Genomic DNA, 18,313 nt, shown 5'->3' with positions numbered 1-18,313 from the left:
TAATAAAACGATAATGAAACATCGATCAACCCGTTATTGCATCAACCTCATCGTACTGGCAACGGTCATCTTCTGCATCGTCACTCCCGCCGGCGCGCAGAGGACGAAATCGAGCCTGAGCGCGGGAAAACAGAGAAACGCGGAGAAGGGGCTGAAGGACAACCGCTATTTTTTCTATTTCATCAACATGTCCATAACCAACCTCGGCACCGACGAGGAAAAAAAGCATTTCAAGGAAGCCATTCAACGCGACATCATCGCCCAGAACCTGTACATGAAATTCATGTTCGGCGAATCCTTCGATGAAATACTCAAGTCGCAGAAAATTCTGATAGACCTGTACCGGAAAACCCTGAGAAAGGACATCGCCATGGCCCGTCAGCTTCTCAACGGATTCGCCCCCGCCGTCGTCAGGACAAACGATTACCTGGCCCGGCACTACCTGCGCCTCGGGTACCGCGACGCCACCGACGCGGGGATAGACCTCCTCATGGCGGACAATTTCGACGAGCGCCTCTATTCGATGCGGCTGTACCGCTACTCCAAGGCGATAAAAAAGGTGAAGCACGGCAAGCGATACGCCCTCTTCTCCCTGCTGCAGACGAAATATTACGAGGACAAGAAAAAGGGGATCGGCGTCGAAGGCGTCAGGGACAGGAAAAAAGAGTTCGGCCGCCACACCTATGACGAGCTGAAAAAACTGATAACCGAGGCGTCAGCCCCCGACCGGCGCGACAACCTGCTTCTTATCCATACCGACAACTACTATCGATCGAAAGACGAGAAATCGTTCTATGATATCATATGGGACAAGCCCGACCTCACCGAGATCAAAGAATATAACGAATACATGGAAATAAAATGAGACGCCCATGAAAACAAGAAACGCCTTTATCGCCGTATTGATGGCAATGTTCGCATGCAGCAATCCTCCCACCAGCGGGAACGGTCTTTCGACCCTCGGGTTCTATTCACCTCCCCGGACGATCATAGCCCGGCTCGAGGCCGGCCGAAAAGGATACCGGGAGCATTTCCTCCTCGGCGTCGCCTACAAGAAAGAAAAAAAATACAAGAACGCCATGTTCCATTTCGCCCAGAGCTGTTTCGCAAGCCATCGCGATCCCAGGCTCCGCCTCTTCTCGCAGCCGATATACCATTTCGTGAAGGGATACCACCTAAAGTCGGAATATTACGACGACGCGGTTTTCGAGCTGGCGGATCTTTTCTTTCTTTACGGAGAGCACGGCTCCGTGATCAAATTCGTCGACCTCATGTCAAAAAGCCGCAGCGCCCTGTACCGCGATGCCATGCTTCTCAAGTCTAAGTCACTGTCGACGCTAAAAAAGTATGACGATGCCCGCACGGTCCTCACGAAGCTTGAAAATGACTATGACGATCCCGATTCAAAGTCCATCATCCGCCTCAGGACAGGGTCCCTCCTGGAAAAGAAAGCCGATTTCACCGGCGCCATTAATCAGTATCTGCGGGTATTCGAGGTTGACGTAAAGGGATGGCAGGCCGCGTCAGCGGCAGATCTCCTGCAGGCCCTGTTGACAAAAAATCCCCGGAAACTGCAGTTCAGGGAAAATCTCCTATTTGCAAAGGCCCTCTATCACGGAAAGCAATATAAGGAATCCATAGTCATCCTCCGAGCCCTTGCGCCGGCTTCGGCTGACCGGGCCGATGTGGACTCATTCCTGGTTCGCGCCCTGACCCGCGACAACGCCGCGGCCGCGGTCCAGTCCCTGATCAGGGAGCGCTCCAATGACGCAGCGCTGCTAAAGGTCCACGGGGACGAGCTCTGGAGCATGGGCAATAAAGGCAGCGCCATCACGGTGTACCAGCAGGTCGTCAGGGCGGGGACCGAGCCCTACGCCCAGGCGGCCCTCCAGAGAACCGCCAAGTTCCTTGAGGAGAACAAGCGGGCCGGCCATGAGCAGTATCTCACCGATTACAAGAACAGGTATTCCGATGACCACTCGGGACATTTCCTCTGGCTCATGGCGCGCAACCTGATACGCGGCAAGAACAACGACAAGGCCCTTCAATTGCTGGAGGAATCAGTCTCCAGGTACCCGTCCGGGAGCCATTCCGATGAGAGCAGGTTCTGGCTCCACAAGATCTATTCCGCAAGGGGGGACAACGACAAGGCGCTGAAGGCGGCCATACAGATGGCGGTGACGAATCCCGACTCTCCCTATACGTGGCTGCTATTGAAGCAGCAGGCCGCCGCCGGCACACTGGAAAGCCTCGAGGGCGGATTCAAAAAGGCCCTGGATGAAAAGAACGGCGACGCGGCCCTCTACTGGCACGCGCTCATCTTTGTCAAGGAGCGATCGATGGCGAAGCGCACGGCCCGCATCGGAAAATTAAATTCCCCTGACATCTCCCGTTACAGGGACCTTGAAAAATCGATCGCCGCCATGAAAACATCATCGGGCTACGGCGGGGTGCTGAAACGAATTGAGCCGTATTTCGCCCTGGGTTACAGCGCCGGGATCAACCGGGAGATGAAGCTCCTTCCCAGGACAAGGGAAGCGCGGAAGGATAAATATATCGCCCTGGCCCATTTCAGCAGGAAATACCGGTACGCCTTTCTCGAGGTCTTTTCCTGCCTGGAGCTCCTGAAGCTGTTCGAATTGAAGGAAAACATCGCCCTCATGCCTTCTGAAACGGTGGAAATGCTCTTCCCCGTTCCCTTCCAGGAATGCGTTTCCCAATACGGCGCCCTCTACTCGGTGGATACGGAGATCATCTATGCCCTGATGAAGGCGGAATCGCTCTTCAAGCAGAACGCCGTATCCTCGGCCGGGGCATCGGGCCTCATGCAGCTTATGCCCTCCACGGCGCGCGGCATCGCCCGGGGCCTGCGCCTCAAGGATTACGACCTTGCCGACCCGTGCACCTCGATACAGCTCGGGACCAAGTACATATCCGGTCTCATGCGGGAATTCAGGGGCAACTACCAGTACATGGTGGCGGCCTATAACGCCGGCGCGGGAAACGTGGACAAGTGGAAGGAGCGGTATAAAAACGAGGACATGGATTACTTCACGGAATTCACTCCCTTTATCGAGACGCGGTATTACATACTGCGCACCGATAAATTCGTCACCCAGTACGGCCTCATCCGCGGCGGAAAAACAGGGAATCAATGAGGCCTGGCCTTGCCGGCGCCCTTTTAATTTGGTATGTTACCTGCAGATAGCGGGTCAAGCCCTGTGAAAAGTATTTTTTCATTATTGCTGCTGTGCGTCTTCACGCTCTCCTGCGGATGCGGCATCTCCCGAAAATCAGAGCTGACGCGGATACGGAAGCAGAAAGAGGCCGCCGCGCGGTATGACGCGGAGAACTGGACGGAGCGGCGGAATATCGCGCGCGACATCGTTCGTTACTACGGGAAGGACCGGAACGACCTGGTCCTCGAGATCCTGACCGTGGCGGCCAGTGACCCCCATCCGTCGGTCCGGATCGAGGTGGTACAGGGCTTCGCAAAGATTCATTCGGCCCCATCCCTATCCATGATAACAAAGGCGGCATTGGAAGACGTCAACGACAACGTGAGATGGTATGCGCTTCAGGCCCTCCGGTCGTTGAGCGATCCTTCCAGCGCCGATACCTATGCCCGGTGTCTCGGCAGCGGCGACTGGCTGATACGGGAGGAAGCGATCAAAGGGATATGCGCCCTCGATGATGCCGTCATCAGGGAAAAACTGGTTCCCTCGATCATCAAGGCGATCAACGATCCCAATGCCGCCGTCATGCTGGCGGCCCTCCGGGGAGTGAAGATCAAGGATGAGCGGATATACACTGCCATAGCTGAAAAATTGAGGAGCGCCACGGAGTACAATTATTCGCAGATCGAGGCCTCCCTCGCCGCGCTGAACGGGTACCGGCTTGACCCAAAAACAAAAGAGAAGGTCATAGGCCTTCTCGTTCATAACAATCAGCAGATCAGGATCCTGGCCCTGCGGGTTCTTAAGAAAGACAGGATCCTGACTAAATCTCAATGATAATGCCGCTCTCGCGCTATTTTTCCTTTTCCTTGGACACGTATACGAGGTTCTTGTTGTCCGCCATATCCCGCGCGTATTTATCGAGGTACCGCGCCTCCAGGTCCTTCTTTTTCTGGTCCGCCTTTTCCTGGATGGTCGATTCCTTTTTGGAGCGCGGCAGCTGTTTCTTGGCGACCATGTCGTTCACTTCGGCTTCGGCCTGGGCCTTGCCCTGGTAATCGGCGATGATCTTCATCATCAGGAACATGCTGTCCTTGGCGCCGCGGTAATAGTAAATAGCGGTGATGAGATCCATGGCGGACGCCGATTTGGCGTCCTTGAAGCGATCATAGTAGTCATTGGCCTTTAAGATGCCTGCCTGGCCCTGCTCCAGGCACTTGTCCAGGGTGGAGCGGCCTTCTACTCTCTTCAGGTTCAGCTTCAGCTTGGTCCGCACGTTCATGTCAATGCTGTCTTTGAGAAGGGCGTTGGTGTCCTGATTGTATTTCTGTGAAAGTTTCTTGGCGGTGGTCATGATCGCCGCCTGGTTTTCCTTGAACGTTTTCGCAGACTCCAGCATCTTGTTCTGGAAGTAGAGGGCGCTCGCCTCGGCATACTGGTCGATGAGCTTGTCGATTTCTCCCTCCCCGCCGCCGTAGTTCAGGATCGCCGTGTTGAGCAGCTTGATGGAGCGGAAATTCTCGTAGCTGAGCTGCTGCGCTATTGACCTCGGGTTTCCGCCCATCGGCGCCGGCCCGTAAGCGGGATGATAATCGAATTTATAAGATTGCGCGTATGCCGTCGAAATGAGAATCGATACCATACATGACATAACCAAGAGCATTCCTTTTCTCATCGCTAACATCTCCCTTTGTTGAATAGAGTACTTCAAGTATACTAAATAAGGAAGGTTTGCATTAATGAACAATTAAGTCAAGAAAAAATGCGTTCCCCGGTTGAGTTTCTAGGACGGGCCTATCTCTTCTTTCTATGGTCGATATGGATGGCCTTGACTTTCCTTTTCTTGATCTTGACAGCCCCTTCGAGATTGCACTTGTCCTGCACTTCTTCGATAGATTGCGTGATGAGCAGGTTGACGACCTTTTCCGTTTTATTGAGCACGTCGATGAGGATGAGATTCTCGTCATCGGTGAAATCCTGGAGGAGGTATTCCTCCATGGTGACGTTCTTCGGCGGCGTGCCGATGCCGACCCGAATCTTCGCGAACCGTTCCGATTTGAGGGCCCTGGTCATCGATTCTATGCCGGCGTGGGGCAGGTTCGAGAACAGGTAATCCACCCTCATTTCCCCCAGCTTGAGGGAGGAATCCTCGACAATGCAAATAATGTCACGCACATTGATCCGAAGGAATGAAGCTATGTAGAGCACCGATTCGCCGATCAGGTTGACAAAGGTCTGGGGTTTCAGGAGGACCACGTCGGTCCCCTTTATTTTTCCCCTGCCGATTACAGATTTCTTTTTCTTTATGCGGACATCAATATTCTCGTTATTGCCGATGATATCTATAACCTTGAAGCCGATGTTTTGCCTGTTGTTCGCAAATTTCTCGCCCGGATTTCCAAAACCAACGATTAACTTCAAAAATACCGCTCCCTGTAATAAAATGATCTCGGCCCCATGGCCGGGTGCAGTAATGAAACGCCGCCGGAATTACTTTTTCTCCTTCTCCTTGTCCTCTTCGCCCTCGGCGGCCTTCTTGGCCTCCTCGCCCTCGCCTTCGACGACTGCCGCCTCTTCGACCTTGGTCTCGGCCGCGGCCACCTTCGGCACATGGACCGAGGCTATGGACATTTCGGGATTCCCCTTGGCCACCACGCCTTCGGGCAGGGCAATGTCCTTCACATGTATGGAGTTCCCGACCTCCATGGCGGTTACATCAATTTCGATTTTCTCGGGCAGGTCTTTCGGCAGACACTCGACCTCGATTTCCCGTATGTCCACTTCGAGGATGCCTCCCAGCTTGACGCCCCTGGCGGTGCCGATGAACACGATCGGCACGTGGGTGTGTATCTTCTCGTCCTTGGTGACCCTGAACAGGTCGACATGAAGGATCTCGCCGGAAAGCGGGTCCTGATGATAATCCTTCACATAGGCCATTTTTTCGATATCGTCCTTTTTCGCGCTGCTCTGTATATCAAATATGACGCTTTCAGATATTTTTCCTTTAAAGAGCTTGAAGAAATCCTTCCGCGGTATCTGTATCGCCTCGGCCTGGCCGTGCGAATAGATGATGCCCGGGATAAAGCCGTTCCTCCGCACCCTGCGGCTCGCGTTTTTGCCGAAATCTGATCTCGGTTCTACGGTTAACAATTTAGCTTCCATGTTTATCCTCTTTATTTTAATGATTATGAAATAATTTCTACACGAACAACGAACTTACCGATTCCCCGTTATGAATTCTCCGGATAGCCTCGCCGAGAAGGGGCGCGATGGAAAGGATATTCATGCCTTTCATCGGCCTGGATGCCCGGTACGGGATCGTATTGGTGAAAATAATCTCCTTGAAACCGGCCGCTTCCATTTTATCGATGGCGTCAGCGGACAGAACCGGGTGCGTGAACAGGCAGTAAACATCCTTGGCGCCGCGTTCCCGGAGCGCTCCGGCGGCCTTCGAGATCGAGCCGCCCGTGTCCACCATGTCATCCACCAGGATGCAGTTCTTGCCGTTGACCTCGCCGATGACATACTGCACCTCGGCCACGTTCGGCTCCGGACGGCGCTTGTCGATGATCGCCAGGCCCGCGTTGAGGTTCTTCGCGTAGAATCGGGCCCGCTCGGCGCCTCCCGAATCGGGCGAAACCATGACCAGGTCCTTGATCTGGAGCCCCTTGAAATAGTCGATGGCGACCGGTTTCGAATAGAGATTATCCACCGGTATGTCGAAGAAACCCTGTATCTGTTCCGCGTGAAGCTCCATCGTGAGGACCCGGTCCGCGCCGGTGGCCTGGATGATGTTGGCCATCACCTTGGACGAGATCGGCACCCGCGGCTCCACCTTGCGGTCCTGCCGGGCATACCCGAAATAGGGGATGACCGCCGTGATCCTTCCCGCGGACGCCCGCAGCGCCGCGTCGATCATGAGGAGCAGCTCGATAACGTGATCGTTGGTCGGATAACAGGTGGACTGGACGATAAAGACGTCGTGTCCCCGGACGTTCTCCTTCAGCTTCACCGATATCTCGCCGTCCTTGAAGCGCTTCAGCTCGACCTTGGACAGGTCGATGCTGAGGTAATCCGCGATCTCCCTGGCCAGGTCCGGATTTGATGATCCCGAGAATATTTTAAGCAGACTGTCGCCCATACGTGTCTGTCCTCACACCTTCGTTCTGCAGTACTCTTCCAGCCGCTGAAGCTCCTCAACGGTGTTCACGCCGCTCCCCTCGACGGGGTCCTTCATGAGCAGGGTCTTGACCATATAGCCGGATGACCTGACATGCTGCAGCGCATCGGGGAGATAATACTCGCCCTGCGCGTTGTCGGTATTGATCCGCCGCAGCCCCTCGAACAGCAGCCGCGCGTCGAATATATAGGTCCCGGAATTGACTTCCCGGATCTTCTTTATCTCCTCGGAGGCGTCCCGCTCTTCCACGATGCGTTCAAACCGGCCTGCCCCGTCCTTGACGATCCTGCCGTACCCCTTCGGGCTTTGGGGCATCATGGTAAGCACCACCGCCTTCACGTTCTCCCCGTCCGATTCGTCGATTAGCGACCGGAAGGTTTCCGGCCTGATAAGGGGAACGTCGCCGCAGGCTATGATGACCCTGCCGCTGAAACCGGCCAAAGCTTCCTCGGCCTGCATGACCGCGTGGCCGGTGCCGAGCTGCTCATGCTGCCACACGGTCTTCGCGCGGCCGCTTATCGCGTCAATGACCATTTCGCCCCGGTATCCCACCACGACGTAAATGTCCGAAACGCCGGCTTTCTCGATATTGTCTAACACGTGGGCAATCAGCGGTCTGCCCAGAAAAGGCTGGAGAACCTTCGGCAGGTCGGACTTCATGCGAACGCCTTTCCCGCCGGCCAGCACGATTGAAGATATGTTGTTGATACGTGAACTCCCTGCTTCAGTAATCTGAGGTGCCAGGATTCGAACCTGGGGTCACGGGACCAAAACCCGATGCCTTACCGCTTGGCCACACCTCAATATGTCTTGCAGACATGATACATGCTTCACCGCCGGTGAAACATCTATCATATGCACAATTGCCGCCGCTCACACAAACCGCGTCAGGATCGCTTCACGGTATTTCTTCCCGAGCCGCGCCTGCGCACGCTCCGCCGCGTCCTTTTCCGCGAAGAGCCCCACCACGCTTGACCCGGATCCGGTCATGATGGCGAACCCGGCCCCGCAGCCGTAGAGTGCTTCTTTAATACGGCCGATTTCCGGGTACTGGCCGAACACCGGCGTCTCGAAATCGTTCTTCGCCGCTTCTTTCAGCGCCTCCGGCGACCCCGATGAAAGGGCCATCGTAATGCGCCGAATGGTTTTGCCGACCTCCGCTTCCCGGGCGGGATCAATCCCGGCGCCCCTCTTGAGGGAGCGATAGGCCTGGCCCGTATCGACATGGATACCGTCGTTTATGATCAGGACCCACGACTTAAGCTTCCCCGGGACCGGCATGATGATCTCCCCGATGCCGCGGCAGATCGCGAACCCGCCATGGAGGCAATAGGGTACGTCTGCGCCTATTTTTACGCCGATCTCGGCGAGGCCTTCATCGGTGAACCTGCCCAGCCGCCCGTTGATCAGCTTCAGCGCCGCCGCCGCGTCGCTGCTCCCGCCGCCCAGTCCCGCGCCCGCGGGAATGTTCTTTACGATGGAATAGACCGCGGCGCCGTTCAGGCCCGCACGCTCGCAATAGAGCGTTGCCGCGCGGGCGATCAGGTTCTCGTGGGCCGGGATCGCGTCAATGACGCCGCCATGGGTCCCGCCGGCGCCCCTGACGGCGACGGCTATGTCGATCCCTCCCGACAATTCCCGGACGGTACTCTCTTCAAGTTTTAAAAGATCATGCAGTGCAACACTCGCCATGAGGCTTAGTATGGCGTGGTACCCGTCATCTCTTCGATTCAGTACCTCGAGATGGAGATTAACTTTCGCGTGTGCTCTGATTGAATCGGTCAATACTGCCAGTACTCGTCCTTTTGGAGAGGCAAAACTATTATGACGGACTTTTTTTGTCAAGAAATAATTATTTTTTGAATAACTTATTGACAAGTTAATCGATGATAAATTTTTTGGATAATTCAGGAAAAAATGACATTTTTAAGGTCCAAACATCTTTTAATCTTCGATTGCGACGGCGTCCTTATCGACTCCCATGACGCAAACCTGAATTTTTTCAACAGCTGCCTCAAGCAGGGGGGGTATCCGCCCCTCGGGAAAGAAGATCAGGAAAAGGTCGTGTATATGTCGACGCGTCAGCTCATGTTCGAGCTCTTCCCGGACCCGGCCGAGGCCGAGAGGCTTTTCCGCATCAGCCAGGAGACGGATTACACGCCTTTTTTGCCCGACGTCCATCCCCTCTTTGATTTTCCCGCGGTTTTCGGCGCCCTGCGCAAGAATTTTCATCTCGCCATGGCCACGAACCGCGGGAGGTCCCTGGACAGGCTCTTCCGGTTTTTCAAGCTTGACGCCTGGTTCGAATTCCGCGTCTCCACGGTCGACGCGGAGCCGAAGCCCCATCCGGAAATGCTCCTGAAATGCCTTGACTATTTCGGCGTGGAAAAAACAGGGGCCCTCTACCTGGGGGACACGGACTCCGACCGGGCAGCGGCGTTAAATGCCGGGATCGACTATCTATGGGTGGGAGGCGATAACACACCCGGCATCAAGTCCGTCGAGGATCTTCTTCTCCATATCTGAATCCGCTATCGGAACAGGTCCCGGCCGGCCCTATCGGCCCTATCCGGAACCGTTTCATCCATAACATCTTCATTTCTTTCTCTTTATCGCAAACTGGCCGCCGCTCCACCCGATCAGGGCGAGGAGTTTTTTCTTGTCCCGGCTTACGACCCTTATGTCAGTGCCGATTTCCGGCAGGACCAGTTCGTAATCAGGTTCAGTCAATCCCGCAGCCTTCATGATCTCGTCAGAGGAGGGAAAGGCGTCAAAGTCGGCCCAGGCTCCCTTTCCCGAGGGCCGGAGCAGCCTGAAGTAATTGCACATGCACCCCTCGCCGCAGACACGGTTAACCGCGACCACGGTTATGCCCAGGTACGCGTCGGTGAAGAGCGCCACCTCCAGGGGCATGTTTTCAGATCTGGCCAGGATGTACCCGGCCCTGAGGTTCGATTTGCGTATCTGCTTTTTCTTGAATTCCTTTGAAAGATTTTCAGGTTTCATCTCGCAGTAGAAGGCCTCATCCGGAAGGTCAAGGTAATAATCCATGACGGATTTCTGTTTCTGCTGCGCCCCTGCGTCTGCTCCCAGAACCGCGATGATGCCGATGATGACAGCTGCAATAGCATGTTTTTTCATAGGATTTCCTCCCGGAATGATTTGGCCTTTATAATTGTAAATAAGACAATATCCGGACCTGTCAAGAATATTATCGCACCAGCCGGAGCGCTAAAGGGACAGGATGCCCCCATGCCTTTCGCAGACAGAAAAATAAAAGCGAAGCCGTATCGAAAAAACTGACGCGTCAGAATTTTTACGGCAAAATAAAATTAATATTGATTAATAAAACATCTTCTTTAGCATCAGGATCGTGATTAAACATATATATAACATACAACATATGGAGGATGTATATGAGCCTGAAGAAACATGCGCGAACCCTATCCCTGTGTCTGCTGGTCGTCGCCGGAACAGCCGGCTGCGACATGAGTTATGATAAAACAGAAGATAAAACTACGCCGGTCCTCGGTGTCGGCCTGGGGTGCCTGACATCCAGTCCCATTACCATGCGATCAACCACCTATGACATGGACAAAAATATCATCGGCGCCTCGGAGCAGATTATAGCGAACATGTCGGCGCAGAATACGCAACCCAGCATGAAATCCATGTATGAGATGTACGCCGGTGTCGAGCTCGAATTTGAGCTCTCTATTGCGATGATATCAGATATCATCAAGAGTATTATTTCAGGAAGCAGCGATTCCTCTGCATTGATGGCTTACGTCAAGCAGACCCCCCTGCTGACGCAGTTCTGGGCCTTGAATAAAATGTCGTCATCGGTCAGCGCCGGGACCGACGGCATCTGGATGAATTCCGATGACACCATTGACCCTCTCTACGGCTATTTTGAAACAACCAAGCTGGAGGACCGGTACCGCCAGCTCATGTATAGCGATTTCGGCGTCACCCCGAGCGTCATGATCGACTACATTATCGAAAACAACAGAAAAACAAAAACCTACCACTATGCCGCAGGCGCTGATGGGAAATTCGGCACCGACGACGATGTTCTGGCTAAAACCGTCCTTTACCGGTACGATAGCGGCGGAAAAATGGTGCGGGCCATCAATTATTCCGATGACGAAAGCGCCTTCGTGAGTTCCTACGTATTTACATACGACACCAAGGGCAGAATAGCGTCCATGACAAGCTACAGCGACCCCGAGGAGACGAAGAGACTGGTCTGGGGCTCCTATTCAACCTGCACCTGGGACGATTCCGGCGCCACCCCGCTCCTCGATATCACCCTCGGATTGAGGATGCCGGGACTTGTGGGAAGCTACAACATGAGCCTGATCAAATTCCACTACGAATTCAATGAAGACGGCACCATTCATAAAATGATACAGTACGAGCCGATGACCACAGCCATAGACACCTGTTACGTCTACGTCTATTCGAAGGACAGCCTCCTTGGTATGGGCTTCATGAACGACGAATCCCTGAATTATTCCGACGATGAGGCTACCCGGGTCTCCCATACGGTAAACAAGCTAACATTCAATTAAGTCATTTCTAACTGTCGGAAATCTCCTTATTTAGACATTGGACAATTCTATTTTTTTTATGACGGCACCAAAGCGCCGCCCTGAAGAGGCGCTTTGGTTTTTCCCCTCCCAAGATCCCCATTAATATTCTCTCTTACTAAAAACAGTGTCCTGCCTTAGCGGGCTGGTCGATCTCAATGTCTTTTTTCATTTTATTTTATTTAAATCAAGGATCAAGGCCGGTGCTCCCGGGCGCCCCCTGAAATGCCATGGTTCCGCGATGACATCTGCAAGGAGCACTGTAATGAAGCGCATGGATATCTCAATTAACACCCTGATAATTTTTTTCCTGGCATTCACCCTCGCAAGCATTTTCTTTTCCTGCGAGTTCAGCGATTCAACTGATGATTATTCAATCACACCGTTGGTGATCTGCAACGGCGGCACCACCAGCAATAATTTTACCGTCGAGTATTACGTAAATAATGAATACATTATCTCCGACACGCAGGAAGGGACCGACAGCACCACATCGGAGCTTCCCATGGGAAAAAGGGGGAAAGTAACGATAACGGCGACCAAGGAGGATGAGACATCCTCCATGACAATCGTGGTATACAAAAACAACAAAATAGACAAGTTCAGCAATCTCGCCTCGTGCACCAGCAGCACCTACACCTCATGCTCGAATACCCTCGTGCTGTCCTATGACGTGGATGATGACAGCAATCTGACAAAAACAGCTGCTGCTGATACCGAGACAGATTCAAGCTCGACGAGCTCGAGTTCATCCGGCTCAAGCAGCTCTACATCGGAATAAAGCCCGGTCTTGAAAATCAGGAATTTCCGTCGGTTCCGACGGGATCCGGAACCCGGGCGAGGTATTTTTCCAGGAACTTCCTCGTGGCCCAGCGGAAAAAAATATAGGTGTATTTGGCCCCGGCAAGATACATCCCCGCCAGAAACACCAGGTGGGACGTCCCGTATATGGCCGGTCCGCCCAGAATGACTATGAGGGGCTGGCTGAAATAGACGGAGAGTATGCCGAAGAGTGCCACGGCGGGCCAGCCGATAACGTAGCTGAAGGCCATGAGGAAAATGCCGACGAGTATCCGCGCCGAGGGCTTTTCCCTGAAGGGGCTCAGATCGGCCTTTTCCTCGAGGGCCTTACGGGCGAATTCGGTGCGGCTTACCTGCGCGGCGATCAGGTTAAACAGACTCAATGGCGATTCTCCGTTCCATGGCATCGCGGGCGGCCTGGGCCGGCCCCAGCAGGCTCATACTCGCCCATACCCTGATTAAGGCAACAAAAAAACCTTGACAAAAAGGTGAGCGGCCGACAGAGGATTAACTCTGTTTTTTAAGTCGCCTGTGATCCGGAATTCTTCCCATGAACACGCAAAGAACTGAAATCACCATAGACGGTCACGCCCTGACACTGCGAGAAATACTCGGTGTGGCCAAGGGGAGTCTCGGGGTTCGGATCAGCTCCAGTCCCGACTTCGCCCGAACGATCAAACGCTCCCAGGAGGTGCTCGAAGCGGCCCTTGACAAGGGAACACCGGTGTACGGCGTCAATACCGGCTATGGAAAATCCTGCGGCAAGCGCATGGCCGTGGAAGTGGCCATCCGGAACGGCTCCAACCTGATCAGGTTTCATGGCTGCGGGACCGGGGATTTTCTCGGCATCGAGGAAATCCGGGCCGCCATGGTGACGCGGATCCTCTGCTTTACCCGTGGATACTCGGGAACCTCCATGGAGCTGATTGTCCAGCTGGCCGAATTTCTGAACCGCGGCATCACGCCCCTGGTGCCCTGCGAGGGATCGGTGGGCGCCTCTGGAGACCTTACTCCCCTTTCGTACATTGCCGCCGCCCTTGCCGGAGAAGGCGAGGTCTACTTCCGCGATACCAGAATGAAGGCCTCGGAGGCCCTCAGCCAGGCCGGTCTGACACCCTACGCATTCAAGCCCAAAGAGCCCCTGGCAATGATGAACGGCACCTCGATCATGACGGGAATCTCGGCCCTGGTCATCGATCGGGCCCAGAGGATACTGAACGCCTCTATCTGCGCCACGGCGCTTTCCATCCACGCCCTCATGGGCAATGCCCATCACTATGACCCGGTCATAGCCAGGGCAAAGCCCCATCCCGGCCAGGACCATGTGGCCCGGTCCATCGCGCATCTGCTGCAAACCGACGAGGACCAGGAAGAGCTGGCGGCCAAGACCCTGGAGTCGCTCCAGGATCCCTACTCGCTCCGCTGCTCCCCGCAGATTCTGGGGGTACTCTTCGACGCCCTAGACTGGATCACCCGCTGGGTGGAGATCGAGGCGAACAGCGCCAACGACAATCCCCTCTTCGATCCGGAGGCGGGGACCGTGCTCATGGGAGGCAATTTCTACGGCGGCCACATCGTCTTCGCCATGGACTCGCTGAAATCAGCCATAGCTTCCGCCGCCGACATGTCGGACCGCCAGGTGGGCCTCATGGTGAACCCCCACGTGAACCGCGGCCTCCCGGCGGACCTGGTGGGAGCGCCCCGGGACGAGGCGATGTACAACCACGGATTCAAGGCCATGTCCATATCCTCATCGGCCCTCACGGCCGAGGCCCTCAAGGCGACCATGCCAGCCTCCTCCTTCTCGCGCTCCACGGAGTCCCACAACCAGGACAAGGTGAGCATGGGCACCATCGGCGCCCGGGATGCGGCGCGCGTCTGCGAGCTGACCGAGCGGGTCGTCGCCATCCATATGCTGGCGGCGGCCCAGGCCTGCGACATCCGTGGCAACATCCGGACCCGGCCGCGGCTGGCGGCGATCCTGGAAAATATACGGTCCATAGCCGGTCCCGTCATCAACGACCGGCCCATGGACGGCGATATCGCCGCCATTGCATCGTCCATCTCCAGGGGGGAGCTGTTTAACCCGGCCAGAGACTCGTAACCAGTATCGGCATCGAGCCTGTTTCCCCAAGGCGCCGCCACCAGCATCAGGAAAGCATATCATGGACTGCACCATACATTCGATCGGAACGGTGATTAATGATAGGAACGATCTATCCGATGATTTCTGGGGGGGCATCGTCTCTGAAATTCGGCTGGACCCGGCCTTTCCTGAAAGCGCCCTCGAGGGAATCGACGCTTTCTCTCATGTCGAAATCATCTATCTTTTCCATAAAGCCGTCAGCGATACGCCGATGACCGGCGCTGACCACCCCCGGGAAAATCCCCGGTGGCCCGCTACGGGCATCTTCGCGCAGCGAAAAAAAAACAGGCCCAACTTCATCGGCACCGCCATGGCCACGCTCATCCGGAAAGAAGGGACCAGCATCTTCGTCAGGGACCTCGACGCCATAAACGGAACGCCGGTCATAGACATCAAGCCGGTCATGAAGGAATTTCTGCCCCGTGGGCCGGTGGCGCAGCCGACCTGGGCCGATGAGCTGACGGAAAACTACTGGAAGGAGCCGCGGACCCGGCAAACGGTTCCCATCATCCTGGACGATCTCATTGACGCCATTGATGACCATTGCGACTTCGCCCATTACTACCTGGACCGTGAAACCGGGGAGATCATCTTCCAGTCGGAGCGCGAATCCGAGGATGAATTTGGAGATGTTGAAGTTGCCCCGGATTTTTGTCGGGAAGAATACTGCGGGGACCGCTTCATACCCATCGAGCCGATGGAATCGCGGCGCGGCCATGAAATCATGGAGGACTTTATCGCCAAGCTGCCTGAAGGCCGGGCTGCAGCGGACCTCTCCCGGTCCATAGCCTTGCGGAAGCCCTTCAGGCGCTTTAAAGACGCCCTCCACAATTATCCGGACGTGGAAAAGCAATGGTACGCATGTAACCGCGAAAAGATACGGTCTATCGCCGAGGAATGGCTCAGTTATTACTCCATAAATTATGAATTCATCTCATACAAAGACCTGATGAAACGACATGAACGATCAGATATGTAAGGCCTTCATCACCGGTGCCGAGCGGGTGGCAGCCTGGGCTGACCTTCTGGACAGCATCAATGTCTTCCCCATCGCGGACGGCGATACCGGCAGAAACCTGAAAATCAGCCTGGCGCCCCTTCGCGACCTCGGCGCAGACCGCGATGCGGCGGTTCACCGGCTTCTCCTGAACGCCAGGGGAAATTCCGGCAACATCGCAGTCCGGTTCTTCTCCGGCTTCCTCACCGCCGATTCAATCGAGGGAATTCCAGCGGCGGCGCGCCTGGGCAGGGACCGGGCCTGGAAGGCTGTCCATGATCCGAAGCCGGGGACCATGCTCACGGTCTTTGACGCCCTTGACGAGGCCCTCGGCCAAAGGACGGCGGACACCCCCCATCAATTCACCCCGGTCATTGACACGCTGGAGAAGGCGGTGCGCTCAACGCCGGAGCTCCTTCCAAAGCTAAGGGATGCTGGGGTAGTCGATTCCGGAGCCCTGGGCATGTTTATCTACCTTGAAGGCTTTTTCAATACCCTGGCAGGCAATACCGATGAATTCCGGCCCATCATGTCCCTCTTCGGCGACCAGCTGCGCATCGATTCCTCCTTTTCCATCCAGGAGGAGGACGGATTCTGCGTCGATATAACCCTGGATGCCGTTGGTGGAGACGACACGGTGAGCCGTCTCTCCGACCTGGGTGAAAGCGTCGTGGTCATTCCCGGCGATAGGTTCGTCAAGGTCCACCTCCATACCGCCGACAGAACCGGCGTCAAGAAGGAGCTGGAATCATTGGGGGGCATCATCCGGTGGACCGACGAGGACCTGGGAGCGCAGGTCCGGGAATTCGGCGCCCGGGAGCGCCGACGGGCCGTTCATATCATGTCAGACGCGGCGGGATCCGTGACCCGGGATGACGCGCAGCGCCTCGGCATGACCCTCCTCGACAGCTACGTCACCGTTGAAGACATGGCGGCTCCGGAGACCTGCGTGAATCCCGCCGACGTGTACGACGCCATGCGCCGCGGCGCCCGGGCCTCCACGTCCCAGGCCTCCGAATTCGAGCGCCACGAGCTATACCGGAGCGTGACGGACCGGCACGACCGCGTCCTCTATCTCTGCGTGGGCTCCGCCTTCACCGGCAACTACAGCGTGGCCATGGAATGGAAAAAGAACCATGACCGGGAAAACCGGCTCACCGTCATTGACACCGGCGCCGCCTCAGGAAGGCTCGGCGCCATAGCCCTTACCTCGGCCTTTTTTTCGGAAAAAGCCGACAACGCCGAGGCAGTCATTGCCTACGCCGCTGACGCCGTCATCCGATGCCAGGAATATCTGTTCATCGATACCCTCAGGTATCTCGCCGCCGGCGGCAGGATATCCAGAACCAAGGCCTTCTTCGGCAACATGCTGAACATGAAGCCGGTGGTTACCCCCACTGCGGAAGGAGTCATCACCGTGGGCAAGCTCAGGAACCTTGAGGAGCAGATCGGTTTTGCCGTGAGGAGGCTCGAAGAGAGCGTCCGTCCCGGCTCCCGGCCCTTCATGCTGATCCAGTACACGGACAACCGCTCCCTGGTCGAAGATACTATCATGCCGGAGATACGGAGCCGCCATCCCGGCGCCGAGATCAAGCTCCAACCCCTTTCCCTAACTACCGGCGTTCACGCCGGACCGGGGACATGGTCACTGGCTTTTTTACCGGAGAAACAATAATGTACAAAGGCAGATTCGCCGTCATCATCCCGGTTTACAACCATGAACAGCGCGTGGCTGACGTGGTGCGGGGCGCCCTGAAGCTGGGCTTCCCGGTCTTCGTCGTCGACGACGGCTCCACCGACGGGACCCATGACGCCATAAAAGAGATGGCGGGCGTCACCATCATCCGCCACGAGAAGAACAGGGGGAAGGGTGCGGCACTGAAGAGCGCCTTTGAAGCCGCGGCCGCCTCGGCCGACTGGGCCATCACCATCGACGCCGACGGCCAGCATGACCCGGAGAACGCCCGCACCCTGATCAGGGCCATACCGGAGGACGCGCTGGCAAAGGCCGTCAGGCCCATCATCATCGGCATGCGGGAGAACATGGTGGGGGACGACGTGCCCTGGACCAGCCGATTCGGCAGGGAGTTCTCCAACTTCTGGGTATGGACCTCCGGCGGCCCCCGCCTCAGGGACACCCAGAGCGGCTTCAGGATCTATCCCCTGCCCCAGAGTGCCAGGACGAAGGTGCGGGCGAACCGGTTCCAGTTCGAAGTGGAGATACTGGCCAAGGCCGGGTGGAACGGGTTCCCCGTGATCGAGGCGCCGGTCACCGTGAGCTACACGCCGGGAACACCCCGCATATCCCACTTCAGGCCCTTCGTGGATTTCTGGAGAAATTCCGGGACTTTTTGCCGCATGATTTTTCAGCGTATCCTGATACCGCGTTTCATCAGGAGAAAGATGTCGTATAGGAATTGA

18 protein-coding genes and 1 tRNA gene are annotated in these 18,313 nt (G+C 55.8%); 10 read left to right on the top strand and 9 right to left on the bottom strand.

Translation table 11 applies throughout. The annotated features are described in order from the left end of the window. Positions 1-13 precede the first annotated feature (13 nt). The 3 genes from KA369_20765 to KA369_20755 all read left to right on the top strand — a co-directional run bounded on the left by KA369_20765 (position 14) and on the right by KA369_20755 (position 4,013). Positions 14-865, top strand: coding sequence for a hypothetical protein (locus KA369_20765; protein ID MBP7738419.1), 852 nt, complete (start codon positions 14-16; stop codon positions 863-865). Positions 866-872: 7 nt separating this feature from the next. Further along, positions 873-3,158: a transglycosylase SLT domain-containing protein gene (locus KA369_20760; protein ID MBP7738418.1), complete on the top strand. Its 2,286-nt coding sequence runs from the start codon at positions 873-875 to the stop codon at positions 3,156-3,158. A gap of 63 nt (positions 3,159-3,221) precedes the next feature. Continuing rightward, the gene (locus KA369_20755) at positions 3,222-4,013 is read left to right on the top strand and encodes a HEAT repeat domain-containing protein (protein MBP7738417.1); all 792 of its coding nucleotides are present in this window, start codon (positions 3,222-3,224) and stop codon (positions 4,011-4,013) included. A gap of 16 nt (positions 4,014-4,029) precedes the next feature. Here KA369_20755 and KA369_20750 read toward each other — a convergent pair whose 3' ends face one another. The 7 genes from KA369_20750 to ispE all read right to left on the bottom strand — a co-directional run bounded on the left by KA369_20750 (position 4,030) and on the right by ispE (position 9,141). Beyond that, on the bottom strand, positions 4,030-4,740 hold the full coding sequence (locus KA369_20750; protein MBP7738416.1) for a hypothetical protein: 711 nt from the start codon (positions 4,738-4,740) through the stop codon (positions 4,030-4,032). A 230-nt stretch (positions 4,741-4,970) separates the two neighbouring features. Continuing rightward, on the bottom strand, positions 4,971-5,597 hold the full coding sequence (locus KA369_20745) for an aminoacyl-tRNA hydrolase (protein MBP7738415.1): 627 nt from the start codon (positions 5,595-5,597) through the stop codon (positions 4,971-4,973). A 69-nt stretch (positions 5,598-5,666) separates the two neighbouring features. Continuing rightward, complete coding sequence (locus tag KA369_20740; protein ID MBP7738414.1) at positions 5,667-6,338, bottom strand: 50S ribosomal protein L25; 672 nt, start codon at positions 6,336-6,338, stop codon at positions 5,667-5,669. A gap of 37 nt (positions 6,339-6,375) precedes the next feature. Beyond that, positions 6,376-7,317, bottom strand: coding sequence for a ribose-phosphate pyrophosphokinase (locus KA369_20735; protein MBP7738413.1), 942 nt, complete (start codon positions 7,315-7,317; stop codon positions 6,376-6,378). A gap of 12 nt (positions 7,318-7,329) precedes the next feature. After that, a complete protein-coding gene (locus KA369_20730) occupies positions 7,330-8,016 on the bottom strand; it encodes an NTP transferase domain-containing protein (protein ID MBP7738412.1) in 687 nt (228 codons plus the stop codon). A 72-nt stretch (positions 8,017-8,088) separates the two neighbouring features. After that, positions 8,089-8,159, bottom strand: a tRNA-Gln gene (locus KA369_20725). A 70-nt stretch (positions 8,160-8,229) separates the two neighbouring features. Further along, entirely contained in the window at positions 8,230-9,141 is a 912-nt protein-coding gene (gene ispE / locus KA369_20720; GenBank protein ID MBP7738411.1) for a 4-(cytidine 5'-diphospho)-2-C-methyl-D-erythritol kinase, read from the bottom strand. A gap of 132 nt (positions 9,142-9,273) precedes the next feature. Between ispE and KA369_20715 the strand changes: the two genes are divergently transcribed. Beyond that, complete coding sequence (locus tag KA369_20715; protein ID MBP7738410.1) at positions 9,274-9,882, top strand: HAD family hydrolase; 609 nt, start codon at positions 9,274-9,276, stop codon at positions 9,880-9,882. Positions 9,883-9,951: 69 nt separating this feature from the next. Here the strand turns inward: KA369_20715 and KA369_20710 are convergent, their stop codons facing one another. Then, complete coding sequence (locus KA369_20710) at positions 9,952-10,497, bottom strand: hypothetical protein (protein ID MBP7738409.1); 546 nt, start codon at positions 10,495-10,497, stop codon at positions 9,952-9,954. A 275-nt stretch (positions 10,498-10,772) separates the two neighbouring features. Here KA369_20710 and KA369_20705 point away from each other — a divergent pair, with 275 nt between their 5' ends. Together KA369_20705 and KA369_20700 are read left to right on the top strand one after the other, a co-directional pair. Further along, positions 10,773-11,930 carry a hypothetical protein gene (locus tag KA369_20705; GenBank protein MBP7738408.1) on the top strand — a complete coding sequence of 386 codons (1,158 nt, stop codon included), beginning with the start codon at positions 10,773-10,775 and terminating at the stop codon, positions 11,928-11,930. A gap of 283 nt (positions 11,931-12,213) precedes the next feature. Beyond that, a complete protein-coding gene (locus KA369_20700) occupies positions 12,214-12,729 on the top strand; it encodes a hypothetical protein (protein MBP7738407.1) in 516 nt (171 codons plus the stop codon). Positions 12,730-12,745: 16 nt separating this feature from the next. Here the strand turns inward: KA369_20700 and KA369_20695 are convergent, their stop codons facing one another. After that, entirely contained in the window at positions 12,746-13,156 is a 411-nt protein-coding gene (locus tag KA369_20695; protein MBP7738406.1) for a hypothetical protein, read from the bottom strand. A 143-nt stretch (positions 13,157-13,299) separates the two neighbouring features. Here KA369_20695 and KA369_20690 point away from each other — a divergent pair, with 143 nt between their 5' ends. The 4 genes from KA369_20690 to KA369_20675 all read left to right on the top strand — a co-directional run bounded on the left by KA369_20690 (position 13,300) and on the right by KA369_20675 (position 18,313). Then, complete coding sequence (locus KA369_20690; GenBank protein MBP7738405.1) at positions 13,300-14,853, top strand: aromatic amino acid lyase; 1,554 nt, start codon at positions 13,300-13,302, stop codon at positions 14,851-14,853. A 61-nt stretch (positions 14,854-14,914) separates the two neighbouring features. Then, positions 14,915-15,874 (top strand): SAM-dependent methyltransferase, encoded by a 960-nt coding sequence (locus KA369_20685; GenBank protein MBP7738404.1) that lies wholly within the window; start codon positions 14,915-14,917, stop codon positions 15,872-15,874. Continuing rightward, positions 15,855-17,567 carry a DegV family EDD domain-containing protein gene (locus KA369_20680; protein MBP7738403.1) on the top strand — a complete coding sequence of 571 codons (1,713 nt, stop codon included), beginning with the start codon at positions 15,855-15,857 and terminating at the stop codon, positions 17,565-17,567. Before KA369_20685 ends, KA369_20680 begins: the two co-directional genes overlap by 20 nt. After that, entirely contained in the window at positions 17,534-18,313 is a 780-nt protein-coding gene (locus tag KA369_20675; GenBank protein MBP7738402.1) for a glycosyltransferase family 2 protein, read from the top strand. Before KA369_20680 ends, KA369_20675 begins: the two co-directional genes overlap by 34 nt.

Source organism: Spirochaetota bacterium (genome assembly GCA_017999915.1).
In the GTDB taxonomy this organism is placed as follows: Bacteria; Spirochaetota; UBA4802; order UBA4802; family UBA5550; genus RBG-16-49-21.
The sequence above is the reverse complement of the archived record's forward strand: the minus strand, read 5'-3'. Positions and strand labels throughout refer to the sequence as shown.